General features: G+C 53.0%; 13 protein-coding genes and 1 pseudogene. 9 read left to right on the top strand and 5 right to left on the bottom strand.

The genetic code is table 11. From position 1 onward, the window contains the following. Positions 1–42: 42 nt before the first annotated feature. Both ACFSSA_RS08280 and ACFSSA_RS08275 read right to left on the bottom strand, forming a co-directional pair. Positions 43–804 carry a CAAX prenyl protease-related protein gene (locus ACFSSA_RS08280; RefSeq protein WP_386819965.1) on the bottom strand — a complete coding sequence of 254 codons (762 nt, stop codon included), beginning with the start codon at positions 802–804 and terminating at the stop codon, positions 43–45. A gap of 18 nt (positions 805–822) precedes the next feature. Continuing rightward, positions 823–1989, bottom strand: coding sequence for an aminotransferase class I/II-fold pyridoxal phosphate-dependent enzyme (locus ACFSSA_RS08275; protein WP_386819964.1), 1167 nt, complete (start codon positions 1987–1989; stop codon positions 823–825). A gap of 142 nt (positions 1990–2131) precedes the next feature. Here ACFSSA_RS08275 and ACFSSA_RS08270 point away from each other — a divergent pair, with 142 nt between their 5' ends. Next, positions 2132–3091, top strand: coding sequence for a phosphotransferase (locus ACFSSA_RS08270; protein WP_386819963.1), 960 nt, complete (start codon positions 2132–2134; stop codon positions 3089–3091). A gap of 52 nt (positions 3092–3143) precedes the next feature. On the opposite strand, the gene ACFSSA_RS08265 is transcribed toward ACFSSA_RS08270, so the two are convergent. After that, positions 3144–3698, bottom strand: a complete 555-nt coding sequence (locus tag ACFSSA_RS08265) for a GNAT family N-acetyltransferase (protein WP_386819962.1) — start codon at positions 3696–3698, stop codon at positions 3144–3146. 116 nt (positions 3699–3814) lie between these two features. Between ACFSSA_RS08265 and ACFSSA_RS08260 the strand changes: the two genes are divergently transcribed. Genes ACFSSA_RS08260 through ACFSSA_RS08240 form a run of 5 tightly spaced genes read left to right on the top strand, consistent with a single transcriptional unit; the run spans position 3815 to position 10397 of the window. Next, positions 3815–5572: a NirA family protein gene (locus ACFSSA_RS08260; RefSeq protein WP_386819961.1), complete on the top strand. Its 1758-nt coding sequence runs from the start codon at positions 3815–3817 to the stop codon at positions 5570–5572. A gap of 59 nt (positions 5573–5631) precedes the next feature. After that, a complete protein-coding gene (locus ACFSSA_RS08255; RefSeq protein ID WP_386819960.1) occupies positions 5632–7176 on the top strand; it encodes a DmsC/YnfH family molybdoenzyme membrane anchor subunit in 1545 nt (514 codons plus the stop codon). A 53-nt stretch (positions 7177–7229) separates the two neighbouring features. Further along, positions 7230–7790, top strand: coding sequence for a YqgE/AlgH family protein (locus tag ACFSSA_RS08250; RefSeq protein ID WP_386819959.1), 561 nt, complete (start codon positions 7230–7232; stop codon positions 7788–7790). A 44-nt stretch (positions 7791–7834) separates the two neighbouring features. Next, positions 7835–9034, top strand: a complete 1200-nt coding sequence (locus tag ACFSSA_RS08245; RefSeq protein WP_386819958.1) for a bifunctional 3,4-dihydroxy-2-butanone-4-phosphate synthase/GTP cyclohydrolase II — start codon at positions 7835–7837, stop codon at positions 9032–9034. Positions 9035–9053: 19 nt separating this feature from the next. Next, positions 9054–10397, top strand: a complete 1344-nt coding sequence (locus ACFSSA_RS08240; protein ID WP_386819957.1) for a DNA repair protein RecN — start codon at positions 9054–9056, stop codon at positions 10395–10397. Positions 10398–10407: 10 nt separating this feature from the next. Here the strand turns inward: ACFSSA_RS08240 and ACFSSA_RS08235 are convergent, their stop codons facing one another. Then, positions 10408–11112, bottom strand: a complete 705-nt coding sequence (locus ACFSSA_RS08235; RefSeq protein ID WP_386819956.1) for an ABC transporter ATP-binding protein — start codon at positions 11110–11112, stop codon at positions 10408–10410. An 82-nt stretch (positions 11113–11194) separates the two neighbouring features. On the opposite strand from ACFSSA_RS08235, the gene fabD reads away from it, so the two are divergent. From fabD to ACFSSA_RS08220, 3 genes are all read left to right on the top strand, one after another. Further along, on the top strand, positions 11195–12124 hold the full coding sequence (gene fabD / locus ACFSSA_RS08230) for an ACP S-malonyltransferase (protein WP_386819955.1): 930 nt from the start codon (positions 11195–11197) through the stop codon (positions 12122–12124). A gap of 91 nt (positions 12125–12215) precedes the next feature. Then, the gene (locus tag ACFSSA_RS08225; protein WP_386819954.1) at positions 12216–13418 is read left to right on the top strand and encodes an aminotransferase class V-fold PLP-dependent enzyme; all 1203 of its coding nucleotides are present in this window, start codon (positions 12216–12218) and stop codon (positions 13416–13418) included. 13 nt (positions 13419–13431) lie between these two features. Continuing rightward, entirely contained in the window at positions 13432–13959 is a 528-nt protein-coding gene (locus ACFSSA_RS08220) for a flavoprotein (protein ID WP_386819953.1), read from the top strand. Here ACFSSA_RS08220 and ACFSSA_RS08215 read toward each other — a convergent pair. Further along, positions 13956–14416: pseudogene (locus tag ACFSSA_RS08215) on the bottom strand (hypothetical protein); the annotation flags it as partial. The gene ACFSSA_RS08220 and the pseudogene ACFSSA_RS08215 overlap by 4 nt on opposite strands.

Genomic DNA, 14416 nt, shown 5'->3' with positions numbered 1-14416 from the left:
TTTCGAATCCAAAACGGCGGTCATCACGATCGCCGTTTCTTTTTACCACAAGCCGTATTTTCCGTAGGACATAATATAAAGTCCCATCAGGAAATTCGCCACCGCATGCATGACGATGCAGGCTCCGAGGTTTTTACTCCAGACACAGAGCAAGTAGGTCAACGAGCCATAGATAAACGCTGCCGGCCAGTCGATTGGAGCGTGCGCGAGCATGAAAACACCGGTGACGATGGTATAGTTCTTCCAATGAATCCGTCCAAAGGGCTGCTTCCAATAATCTCCCTCCCAGTCCATCACAAAACGCATGAGGAAGCCTCTCCAGAAGATCTCTTCCACGAAAGCCACGATCACTGCCGCACGGAAGAATCGCATCGTTAGCGAAGTCCAATATGCCGCCGGATTTTCAAACATCCCGGGATCGAAGCCATCATCGCGTTTTGCGATTCCCAGCATTTTCATCCACCCGTCAGTCTCCCCCGTTAGTCCCCAGGAATCGTAGAGAAATGTCGGGAGAAGCCAGAATCCGATCCCTATGGCTCCAAAGGCCACTCCGGCGAGCGACCATTTCACGCTCCAATTGAAATCGTAAAACTTCCAGAAGCGGATCAGCAATACCAGCACCACGAGGCTCTGCAGCGGGTAAACCCACTGGGCAACATCCTGCTTATACCACGGAGCAGCGGGATGGTCCCAACCGAAGACACTATCACAAAGCTGTAGCAGAATGAGGAAGACCATGAAAACCCCGAAAGGCACTACATGCGCTTTGGTCAGTTTTTCAGGATTTTTCAAATCAGCTTCCATTGCCTTTATCGCCCGGTATTACAACGTGCCGACAAAGCGTTCCATGCAGTTCATCGCCGTGCGGAGATCTTCCATCCCCGTTGCATAACAGCACCGGAGGAAACCTTCACCACTCGGGCCAAAAGCTCCGCCCGGAACAGCTGCCACGCTCTCTGCCTCCAGCAATTGCATGGCGAATTCCTTCGATGACAAGCCGGTGCTCCGGATATCCGGGAACACGTAGAAAGCTCCGCCCGGTGTGTGGCAGTCCAATCCTAATTCATTGAGTCTTTTCACCACGAAATCCCGTCGTTGATGATAACTGTCCTTCATCATCTGCATCTGGGGAGCACCATTTTCGAGTGCCTCCACAGCTGCGTTTTGACTCATGATCGGAGCGCAGAGCATGGAGTATTGGTGGATTTTCATCATCGCTTCGATGATCGGCTGCGGAGCACAAGCGTATCCGAGACGGAACCCTGTCATCGCAAACGCCTTCGAGAATCCATGCATCAGCACCGTTCTTTCCTTCATTCCGGGTAAGGATGCGATCGATACATGTTTCACTCCATCGTAGCGGAGCTCGCTATAAATTTCATCTGCGAGAACGATCAGATCGTGCTTCACAGCCAGCTTGGCAATTCCTTCCAGATCCTCGTTCGTGGCGACGGCACCCGTCGGATTTGTCGGGAAATTCAGCATCAGAATCCGGCTCTGGGGCGTAATCACCTTCTCAAGAGCTTCCGGCTTGAGTGAAAAGCCGTCTTCTTTGGTGGTTTCCACTGCTACAGCCTTGCCGTGGGCCATGACAATACTTGGAGAGTAAGAGACGTAACAGGGCTCGTGATAAATCACTTCTTCCCCGGGATTCAGGAGCGCGCGCAGGGCGATATCGATCGCCTCCGAGACCCCAACGGTCACAAGAATTTCAGTAGCAGGATTATAATCGATTTCGAAAAATCCGCTGACATACTTTGAAATCGATTTGCGCAGACTGAGCAAGCCGAGATTGGAAGTATACGTTGTTTGGCCCTTCTCCAGCGAGTAGATCGCCGCCTCACGGATATGCCAGGGAGTGACGAAGTCGGGCTCGCCGACACCCAATGAGATCACATCATCCCTACCCTGCACCAATTCGAAGAAATCCCGGATTCCAGATCTTGGAATCGATGCCACATGCCGCGCTATTTTCGCTGAATAATCCATAAACCAAGCCGCATCAGCGGCGGCGAATGAAACCCTCCATCGCTGCCCCAGTCAATCCCGCATTAGGAGGGAACATTCCGTATCCGCACGAAAGCTTTCGTCTGGTAATCAACCTAAAAATCATATTTACCTTTCCACGTCCATGTCCACAGAAGCCATTCTCTCCACCACCAGACAATATCTGCAGATTGATCCGACCACGCCGGTAACGATGGTTCCGATGAAGCGTGGCGCGTCTGGCAGGACAATCGTGCGAGTCAAAACACCTGTCCACGAGGATCTCATCGGCGTCCATTGGACCGATGAACGTGAAGACAACGCACAATTTGTCCCAATTGCGGAGTTTTTGAAGCAAACCCGGTTCAATGTTCCGAAAATTCTCTTTGATCGCTCCCAGCACAATGTCGCGCTGATTGAGGATTTGGGCGATACGGATCTACACTCCTTGAAAGACCAGCCCTTTGAGGCACGCCTGCCGTATTACCGCTCCGCACTGGAGCAGATCGATCGGCTTTTCTACGCTCGGGTTCCAAAAGATCTGGAGCTGATGCCGCCATTTGATGCGGATCTATACCGCTGGGAGCAAAAATACTTTTTCGATTATTTTATCGAGGATTTTCTAAAAGAAAGTCCGGTCCCCTTGGAAAAGAGCGAGGCATTCATCGAAATGGCGGAAGGCCTCGGCTCCTCGCACAAGCACTTGGTCCACCGGGATTTCCAATCGCAGAACCTCATCATCAAGGACGGGAAAATCTATATGATCGATTTCCAGGGCCTCCGCCGCGGGCGCCAGGAATACGATCTCGCTTCATTGATTTTTGATCCATACATGGATCATTCCGCAGATGAGCGGGAGCATTTGCTCGATCTCTGGGAGGACATTTCAGATGAGCGACCGGAAAAATCACTTTTCAACCAATGTGCCGCACAACGCTTGATGCAAGCACTCGGAGCCTTCGGGAACATCATCGAGAACCGGGGAGACAACTGGTATCGCCAGCACATTCCTGTCGCGGTAAAGTCCCTGCAGCTAGTGATCAAGGACACATCCATTGAGGATATCCTTTCCCCCGTTCTGAAGAAATATCTTTCCAGCCAGTAAGGGCGGATTTACCGGAAGTCTCATTTCGTGACCCGGACCCCGCCGGGAGAGATCAAGTTGTTTCGATCAGGCAGCGCATCGGGATCATATTTGAATACTCGAAGCCTTGTTTCCGGAAGAACTCCTGGCTTTCCGCACTAATCCGATCTGTGAGCAAGGTGATCCGCAGAAAATTCTTCTGTTTCGCGAAAGCTATCACGTAGTCCAGCAGCATCGAGCCATATCCCTGGCCCCGGTGATGGGGATGAATGACCACGTCTTCCATCAGGATGACAAAACCACCGCGGGCTGTGGAGATCGTGAAAAGCATATTCACCATCCCAAAGATTTGATCGTCATTTCTTATCACGGCGATTCTTCCACGGCTTGGCTCCTCCAAGATAAGACGTAGCCCCCTTTCCTGCACATCCCGGTCTGCGGTAAAGTCCCCCGAAGACATGGAAAATAGATCCAGCACAAGTTCCGTGAGCGCCGGAAGATCCTCGAGAGTCGCCATTTCAACACGCGTTCCATTGAAATGCGGATGTTCCCCTTCATGCAACAAGTCTTCAGAAATCGTGGTCAGATCCATTTCTTGAATGATGGATGGGACATTACGGAATGACAAATATTTTCCATGAATCCGCCCGATTCCACACCCATGACTCAAACTCATACTTCCCACATATCATTTTCCTTACTCGCTGATCCACCCACCCAAGAGCTGGCACCACCGATGCTTGAATGGCTACCGGAAAACAACCCCAGCAATACATGGTCGATATCAATAATTCAGTCTTCACCGTAGAGCAGCAAAACTATCTCACCGGATTCGTTTCAGGAGTTCTCCAAGGAAGGTCGCTCCCCTACCTCGGGCAGGATGCGGAAAAACGATTCACCGATGATCCGGAGGAGGCTGTGGAAACTGTTTATGGCACCCCGCTGGATGAGCTTTGCCGGGAGGAACTCATCAAACACGCCCAGAACGGCCTGGATTGTTACCCGACGATGCTCCTCAATGCGGAATCAAATAGTTTTCCGACTGCCGAGGACTCCTTTCGTTATAAGTTTCATGGCCTTTTTCATGTATCTCCCGCCCAGGACTCTTTCATGCTGCGCTGTAGGATTGCTGGCGGCGCTCTTAGCAGCTCCCAATTGCGCGGCCTAGCCCGTATGGCAGAGCTTTACGGACCGGGCCATGCTGATCTCACGACCCGCGCCAATGTCCAGATCCGGGAAATCGAACCAAAGAACTGCCCTGCCATCCTGGATGAGCTTTGTGATCTCGGGCTTACCTCACAAGGTTCCGGTGCGGATAATGTTCGCAACATCACCGCTAGCCCGACGACGGGGTTCGACCCGGATGAGCTCATCGATGTGCTGCCTTATGCCAAGGCGATGCATCATTATATCCTTAGAAATCGCGATCTTTATGGCCTCCCGCGCAAGTTCAACATCGCCTACGATTCCGGCGGCCGTATTTCAGCCTGCGCGGATACAAATGACATCGCATTTTATGCGGTCCGCACGATGAATGGTGAAGTGGCTTTTCGGCTCCAGCTCTGTGGTATCACAGGTCATAAGCAGTTCGCGACCGATGCCGGAATTCTGCTGACACCTTCACAAACAATTCCCGTGGCAGCCGCGATTCTGCGCGTCTTCATTGAAAATGGCGACCGCACGAACCGTAAGAAGGCCAGGCTCAAATACCTGGTCGATGATTGGGGCATTCCACGTCTGCTTCAAGAGACGGAAAGAAAACTGACCTTTCCGCTGACCTTCACTCCGGTTGAGAGCTGCAAGGTTCCCAATCCCAAAACGAAGCATGGCCACCTTGGCATTCATGCTCAATCGGACGGAAAGAACTACATCGGGGTGCTTACCCCGGTTGGGCGCCTGAGCTGTCGACAAATGACGGATCTCGCCTCTATCGCAGATCGATATGGTCGCGGTGAAATCCGCCTGACCGTATGGCAGAACTTACTGATTCCAGGGATTCCGGATGAAAATGTGGAGGCAGCGGCTGCCGCAATTATCGCCGCAGGCCTGGATTATCGCCCTGCCAGCATCACCGGAGGTATCATTGCCTGCACCGGCTCGCGTGGGTGCAAATATGCAGCCGCGGATACCAAGGGAAATGCTGTCGAACTCGGCAGGCTGCTCTCGGAAAAATTTCAGCTGGATCAGCCTATCAATATTCATCTGACAGGATGCAATCACTCATGTGCCCAGCATTACATCGGCGATATCGGCCTGATGGGAGTCCCTGTGAAAAATGCGGCCGGTGAAACGGTGGACGGATACAACATCGTCTTGGGCGGCGGCGTGGATGATACGCAAGCCATTGCCCGCGAGGTGTGGAAGGCTGTCGCTTTTACTGATATCCCGGCACTTTTGGAAAAATTACTTTCCCATTATCTCTCCAACCGTGTGGAGAATGAAAGTTTCATTCGTTTTACGAACCGTCAGCCGCTCGAATCTCTCATCGCATTACATTCCTGAACCGCGGTTTTCCGCTTGAGACGGTAGATCATCCATCAAACCACTTAGAAACCTTTCGCATGACCACCCTGATCGACGAGCTCTTGGCAGAACAATCCAAGCTCCAGACACCTGTTGCGAAGTTTTCCGAGAAGCATCGTCCCGCACCCGATCTGGAACCCCAATACCGTTCTCTCATCCCTTTGACCAAGCCAGCCACCGGAGAGCAATATGCCTTCGAGGTCTCCCTGGATCGCTGCACCGGCTGCAAGGCATGCGTTTCGGCATGCGCATCTCTGAACGGACTCGATGACGGGGAAACGTGGCGCGATGTCGGGACGCTCCTGGGGGGAGAGGCCGCACCTTCCTACCAGCAGACCATCACCTCCGCCTGCCACCATTGTGAAGATCCCGGCTGTATGGACGGCTGCCCGGTGGGAGCTTACGAAAAAGAGGAGGACACTGGAATCGTCCGTCATTTGGACGATCAATGTATCGGCTGTTCCTACTGTATTCTGAAATGCCCGTATGACGTGCCCAAATACTCAAAGACACGTGGAATCGTCCGCAAGTGTGACATGTGTCACCAACGTCTCGCGGAGGGCGAGGCCCCGGCTTGTGTCCAGGCCTGCCCGACGGAAGCGATCCGTATTGTCAAACACAAGACGATCGACAACCGCGATAGCGCGGACATATCACTTTTCAAATCCTCTCTCTTCAGCACCGCCTCCTCCATTCCGGACTCAAAAATCACGCTGCCAAGCACCCGTTATGTTGGGCGCAAGCCTCCTCTGACAGCTCATGCTGCGGATCGCGAAAAACTTTCCCCGGAGCACGCTCACTGGCCATTGGTTTTCATGCTCGTGCTCACCCAGGCAGGCCTGGGTCTTGCCGGAAGCGCCAGTTTGCAAAGCGATTTTCTTGTTTCCAGAAACGCCCTGTTTTTGACAATCTGCTCCGTGGTTCTCTTCAATTTTGGGATGATTGCGGCCACATTGCATCTCGGGCAACCACTCAAAGCCTGGCGCTTCTTTCTCGGTTTGCGGACCTCCTGGCTGTCCAGGGAGATTCTAGCCTTTTCCGTCGTTGCCCCCCTACCCCTTGTTCTATTGGGAATGCGGCTGGTGCCAGATTTCCCGTTCAAGGATATCATCCTCCTGCTTACTACACTTTCTGCGATTCCCGCAGCCATGGCGGCAATATTTACAAGCGTGATGATCTACCAGGATACGAAACGTGTGTCCTGGCGTTTTTATCTCACCTCCACACGTTTTTACGGAAGTTTCCTGGCATTTCTACTCATCGGACTGACGGTCGGCAATCCATCCTTCGGGATATTTGCGGCAATGGCGATCATCTTCAAATTGTTACCCGAAGCCAGAGTCCTGAAATCCGCCGGATCGGAAGATGCCGCATGGGATGCCGATCTACATTCCGCCAGGCTTCAGCTCAGCCCTCTTCGGAAAATCCTCAATGCCCGGGTCATTCTCGCATTCGTCGCCGCCTTCGCTGCTCTCGTCAGCCCCTGGCTGGCTCTCCCGGTCCTTCTCGGGGCTGAAATTCTGGAACGTCAGCTTTTCTTTCAGTCCTGCCATGCTCCGAAAATGCCCGGACATTTTGGGTAAAAACACGGAGAATCGGTTCTAGCAAATCTCGGGAGCTACGCTAATTTCACGGCGTGGACGATTCATCAGCATCCGAGCTACCCATCTGCCTGCGGCGAAAATTGCTACTGGCAACACCTTCGCTCGGCCAAGGTATCTTCGAGAGGAGTGTGATTCTACTCTCAGAACACGACCCGGATGAAGGAGCCGTCGGAATCATATTGAATCATCCGACGGATGCGAAACTGGGCGACCTCGTCTCTGATCCTGCGCTTTCCGAGCTCCAGGATCTTCCCGTGCACCGCGGCGGCCCGCTATCCACAGATCAGCTGGGATTTACCGCATTTTCATGGAAAAAGAACAAGATGGATCTGAAATCCGGAATTACAGCCAAAACCGCCGTCGATTTGCTGAAGCGCGGCGATTGCGTTGTCCGGGCGACCGTCGGCTATTCCGCATGGTCCCCGGGACAATTGGAGAGTGAAATTCTCGCAAAAGCTTGGTTTACCTCCAAACCCACTGCCGATCTCATTTCTCTTCCCCATGATCTCAGCTTGTGGAAAAACCTCCTCCGGCAGATTTCCCCCTATCATCACCTTCTCTCCTATTCCCCAAGAAATCCGCTACTCAATTAAGCGAAAATTCCCATCACGAACTCTTTTTTACCCGTATATCCACTGTGTCCACTCTCATCTTTCATTCCATTGACGAAATTATCGCTGACATCGCCGCCGGTAAGGTGGTGATCGTTGCCGACGATCCATCCCGCGAAAACGAAGCCGATCTCGTTGGCGCAGCCTCGCTCTGCTCAAAAGAAATGGTGAACTTCATGGCTGTTCACGCACGTGGCCTGATCTGTGCACCAATCAGCCGGGAACGGGCTGAAGAGCTCGATCTTCCCCAGATGACACGCCGGAATCTTGAAGGAATGAAGACTGCATTTACCGTCTCCGTGGATGCGGCACAGGGAATCACCACAGGAATATCCGCAGCGGATAGAGCATTGACCTTGCGGCTTCTCGCGGATCCCGATTCACATGCGGAGGCGTTTGTAAAGCCAGGACACATTTTCCCTCTACAGGCGATGTGTGGTGGCGTTCTCCGCCGCGCTGGTCATACCGAAGCTGCTATCGATCTCGTGAAGCTGGCAGGTCTGCCCGAAGCCGGAGTGATCTGTGAAATCATGGATGAAGATGGCTCGATGGCCCGCGTCGGAAATCTCGGGGAATATCAGAAAAAGCACGATCTGAAGGCGTGCACCATCGCACAAATCATCGAATACCGCCGCCGCTCGGAAAAGTTCATCAAGCATGAGAATACAGTTTTGATGCCCACCGACTTCGGCGATTTCAAATGTCATCTTTACACAGTGGCGCTGGATAATTCCCACCACTTGGCCCTGACTCGTGGAACGATCGATCCTGACAAACCTACGCTTGTGCGCGTCCATTCCGAGTGCCTCACCGGGGACGTTTTCCATTCACAGCGTTGCGATTGCGGACCTCAGCTTGATGCCGCAATGAAGCGGATTTCCGAGGATGGAGGAGTATTGCTTTACCTGCGCCAGGAAGGACGCGGCATCGGGCTTCCTGCAAAAATCCACGCCTACAAGCTCCAGGAAGAGGGCCTGGATACCATCGAAGCCAACGAGAAACTCGGATTCGCTTCAGATTTGCGGGATTATGGCATGGGTGCCCAGATTCTTTATGATCTGGGAGTCCGTCGCATAAAACTCCTCACGAACAATCCGAAGAAGGTTATTGGACTTGAGGGTTACGGCCTAGAAATCACAGAGCAGTTACCTCTTTCATTGCCGCCTAATGTGCATAACCAGAAGTATCTGGATACCAAACGCCTGCGCATGGGGCACACGCTTTAAGTTTCAGGTGCAAACGGGCATGAGAGCGGAATCCAAGCAGCAAGCATTTTGGGTGCAGAGGGCGAAAAAGCTCTCGCATCGCATCAATTTCGCTTGGTTTCTTCAAACGCTGTCTGCTCCCCTGCTCATCACCGCTGCGCTCGGAGCGGTCATTACGCTGGCAATCCGTCGTGAAATGCCTGCCATGCCGCCACTCTACATCGGCTTGGGACTGGGCTGCGTCATCTTTGCTGTAGCGCTGATATGTCTTAGACTCGCCTGGTCACGTTTTGAAAGCGTTGCCCAGGCACTTGTCCGGATCGAAGCGGATTCCGGGATGAACAACGCCCTCTCAACGGCAAACTGCGGTCTTATCGATTGGCCGGAGCCACCAAATCATCGAATCGAATCACTGGGTTGGCATCTTCCCAGGGCAATCATCCCGCCGGTTGGCGCTCTGGCACTTCTTGCTTTGGGCTTGTTCATCCCCATTAGCGCAAAACCAGACGAGACTCCTCCACCCTCCCGCGAGCCTCAGGCATGGTCGCAAATCGATTCCCAGCTTGAGCAACTCGCTGAGGACGCCGCAGTCGATTCAGAATACCTTGAGGAGATGCAAAAGCGTCTTGATCAATTGCGTTCCCAGGAGGAGGAAGATTGGTTCAGCCACGCATCGCTTGAAGCGACAGATAGTCTCGAACAAACCCAGAACTCCAATGTTGAGGATCTGCAGAAGAACGTCTCCGAAGCGGAAAACGCATTGGAAGAACTGGGAGAGAATCCGGAGCAGATGAGCGGGGAGCAAAAGCAAAAACTCGCAGAGGATTTTGAGAGCGCTCTCGAAGCCATACAAAATGGCGCGATGAAGCCCAATCCGGAACTGCTGGATCAACTTTCAAATTTGGATCCGGAAAACCTCGGAAAACTATCTCCCGAGCAGCTATCGCAACTCAAGGAAGGCATGAAGAAACTCCGCGAGTCTTTGGAAAAATCAGGAGTCGGGGAAAACGGTGATTGGTCCGAGGAACTGCTCGGCGAAGGCGGAGAAAACGGCGAGGGAGAAAGCCGCTCCGGAGGAAAGGAAGGTGCTGAAGGTTATGGCTCCGGCGGTATCCAGCGGGGACCCGGGCATGATCCAAATGTCCTCGGCGATGAAAAGGAGGCCCTTGATACCGGCGAATTGACCGGACTCGAGGCAAAGGATCTTTCCAAGGCAATGCCCGGCGATCTTCTGCAGCTACAGGATGGCAAACACTCAGTGGATGAGGATCCTACGGCACCTGTGGAGGGTGGTGAAGGCTCCCGGGGAAAAGGTGGTGATCGGGTTTGGAAAGACTCTCTCGCGCCGGACGAGCAACGGGCCCTTAAGAAGTATTTTGAGTAGGATCTTCCGTTTAGCTGACTTTTCCATCCTTGATAATCAGCGTGCGGTCGCCCACCTCGGCCAAACTACGATCGTGGGTGACAACGATCAACGTCACGCCGTGCTCGTCAGCCAGCTCGAGCAGGATTTTCATTATCTCGCCGCTCGTATTGGAGTCTAGATTCCCTGTCGGCTCGTCTGCAAAAAGGACCGTAGGTTCATTGACGATAGCTCGCGCGATAGCGACCCGCTGTTGTTCCCCCCCGGACATTTCCGCCGGTAGATGATCTGCGCGGTCTCTCAATCCCACGCGTTCAAGTGCCGAAAGCGCTGCTTCCGTGCGATTTTCTCCCGCGATCGCTCCCGGCACGGCCACGTTTTCGACAGCTGTCAGTTCGGGCAATAGATAATAATTTTGAAAAATATAGCCTATCGACTTGTTCCGGAATTCTGCCTGCTCCTTCCGCCCCAGGGAGTAGAGATCCGTGCCGGCAATGTGGACGCTACCTTGTTCCGGCGGCTCCAGCCCGGCGAGCGTGTAAAGAAGTGTGGTTTTCCCGGCGCCAGAGGGCCCACAAAGGAAGACCTTTTCTCCTCTGGAGATGCTAAGATCTATGCCATGCAGCACCTCGATCGATTTCTTCCCGATCTTATAGCTTCTGTGCAAGTTTCTCGTTTCAATCATCACTTCGCTCACTCCGCCAAGATGCACTCCACGACCTGCGCCTGTCCACACACATCCTAAAAAATCATGCCTACTCCCAGCTTGGTGGAAGTTTACAGTTTCAAGTTCCCGCTTTCCTTCTTAGAAAAAAGCCATGACACAACCTGTTATTCTCTTTTCCGGACAAGGCGCTCAAAAAATCGGCATGGCACGCGATTGGATCGAATCCTCCGCAACAGCACGGGATTTAGCCAATCAAGCGGATCTGGCACTTGGCTACTCGCTGACGGAAATCATGTTCGAGGGTCCCGAGGAGAAACTCACAGCGACTTCCCATTGCCAGCCGGCCCTCTATCTGCACGGACTCATCGGCCTCGCCTTGCTCAAAGAGCGTCTCCCTGACTTCAAGCCCGCCGCAGCAGCCGGCCTTTCACTCGGCGAATTCACCGCTCATGCCGCAGCCTACACATTTTCCTTCGAGGATGGCCTCCGGCTGGTTTCCCGCCGTGGCACTTTCATGGAAGAAGCCTGTAACGCTACCGACGGTGCCATGGCGGCCCTAATCGGCGGCGATGAGGAAAAAGTCCGGGCCTTGGCCGAAGCCACTGATGTGGACGTCGCCAATCTAAATGCTCCCGGACAAATCGTGATCTCCGGAACGACCCAGAACATTGATGCAGCTGTCGCACAGGCAAAGGATTTCGGAATCCGTCGTGCGATCAAACTCAACGTCGCTGGCGCGTATCACTCGCGTTTGATGGCATCGGCGCAGGAAAAACTCGCGGAAGAGCTTGTAAATACGATTATTACGACTCCTGCGATTCCCGTTGTGGCGAACTTTACCGCAAAGCCGGTAGGTTCCGAAGGAGAGATCCGCTCCACACTCACCTCCCAGGTAACCGGCTCGGTCCGTTGGATCGAGTCCATCCAGCATTTCATCGATGCGGGACACACTTCCTTTATCGAAATCGGTCCTGGTAAAGTTCTTGCAGGACTGGTTGCAAAAATCGCCCCGAGTGCGACGGTAATTTCCATCGAAGATCAGGCCTCCCTTGACGCCGCAGTCGAGCAGCTTTCCCAGTAATCATATCCGGAGAAACAAATCATCATCCGGATGACCCTCTCCGGACGGAGATAACTTCGCCAGCGTGTCATCACGCGACATTTATTCCATTATGCTCCCCACTTCCATAAAGTCCGATTTCCCGATTCTTTCGGAAACCGTAAATGGCAAACAGATTGTTTATCTCGACAATGCGGCCACAACCCATAATCCAACTCAGGTTCTGGAGGTATCCCGCAACTACTATGAGAAGCTGAATTCAAATATCCACCGGGGAACACACCATCTCGCACGCGCGGCGACCAATGCCCATGAGCAAGCGAGAATGACGGTTGCAAAACACTTGAATGCCGCTAGTCTGGACGAGATCATTTTCACTTCGGGAACGACGGATTCAATCAACCTGGTTGCAAACATCCTCACCGTTTCTCCAGGCGATGAAATTCTAATTTCGACATTGGAGCATCATTCAAACATCGTCCCATGGCAAATGCTGGCAGAACGCTACGGTGCCAAAATCTCCGTCATTCCTTGTGATGAAGATGGTGTATTGGACCAGGATGCCTTCCGGGCATTACTTTCCAATAAAACAAAAATACTTGCGGTGGGGTGGATTTCCAACGCCTTCGGGACAGTCAATCCCGTGCGTGAAATGATAAGCGCCGCCCGGGAAAACGGAACGCTCACCCTGATCGATGCCGCGCAGGCGGTGCCACACATGACGATTGATGTCCAATCACTGGGAGCGGATTTCGTCGCGTTTTCCGGCCATAAAATCTACGCCCCTACGGGAATCGGAATTCTTTGGGGAAAGCTGGAATTATTGCAGCAGCTTCCACCCTGGCGCGGAGGTGGGGAGATGATCAAGCAAGTGAGTTTTGAAGGCACCACATACAACGATCCACCATTCAAATATGAAGCGGGCACTCCGAATATCGAAGGTGGCATCGCTCTGGCTGCAGCCATTGATTACGTCAATGAGATTGGAATGGATGAAATTCACGCCCATGAACAAGCTTTAATTGAGGCAGCCGCGACCGCACTCCAGGATATCCCGGGTGTGAGGTTGTTCGGCCCATCCGAGCGAGTCGGTGCACTTTCTTTCGCCATCGAAGGGGTTCATCACTACGATCTTGGGACCCTTATCGACCAGATGGGAGTCGCCGTCCGCACCGGCCATCATTGCTGCCAACCTCTGATGGCTCGATTCGGGATTACGGGGACAACACGCGCGTCCTTCGCGATCTATAATACCATGGAGGATATCGAGCTCCTTGGAAATGCGGTGAGGAAAGCCTCTTCCATGCTCCGCTGAGCTTCACGAGATCATGAATATTGTCCTCGGTATCACAGGCTCGATAGCTTCCTACAAGGCAGCGGACATCGCCTCACAGCTAGTCAAGCAAGGTCATCGTATTCACGCGGTGATGACCAGATCCGCATGCGAGTTCATCACACCTCTGACCTTACAGACACTTACCAGAAACCCCGTTCTAGTCTCTCTGGAGGACGAAAAAAATTCCTGGAAGCCTGGCCACATCGAGCTGGCTGACAATGCGGATCTTTTTCTCGTCGCACCGGCTTCTGCCAATACGATTGCAAATTTCGCCCATGGGTCGGCACCGGATCCTCTTTCATCCATATACCTTGCTCTTCCCAGGGAAACCCGAGTGCTTATCGCACCGGCCATGAATGGAAAGATGTGGCTGCACCCGGCAACGCAAAGAAATGTCGCTCAGCTCAAAGCCGACGGGTGTCATTTCGTGGAGCCCGCGTGCGGAGACCTGGCCTGCGGTTATCAAGGAATCGGTCGGCTGGCGGACATCAATGAGATCCTTGCCCAGTGCGATGCCTAGGGAAGCTTCGCATACCCGAATACGAATTTCCCAGCGCGATCCCGCCCAATCATTTTGGCCGCAAAATTGCTATCGCTGATTCCATTTCCCTCACCAGAAAAGGTGACGATCAGATCAGCTCCCGATGCCATTGATCCTAACGGAACGCAACCTCTCCCAAAATTAACTTCCTCCGGAGCTCCGAATCTCAAGGTGCGGATATCAATATCGTTCAATGGATCGAAGCCGTCTTCCGCCAAGAATTTCACCTGAATCTTTCCGGTGTCCGCCGAGATTGGAGTAGAATTCACTATCTCCAGCCGCCGCTGCACCACCAAAGGCACGACGATGTTTTTCGAGCTGTGCTTGTCGCTGCCTTTATCCTGATCTTTTACGACATCGATTACAGCAAAGTTCATGTTGGCCTGACCCCAGAAAATCGGACAGCTCCTTTTTAGAGTTCTTGTGGTAAAACCAC

The organism is Luteolibacter algae (assembly GCF_042683045.1).
Classification (GTDB): Bacteria; Verrucomicrobiota; Verrucomicrobiia; order Verrucomicrobiales; family Akkermansiaceae; genus Luteolibacter; species Luteolibacter algae.
The sequence above is the reverse complement of the archived record's forward strand: the minus strand, read 5'-3'. Positions and strand labels throughout refer to the sequence as shown.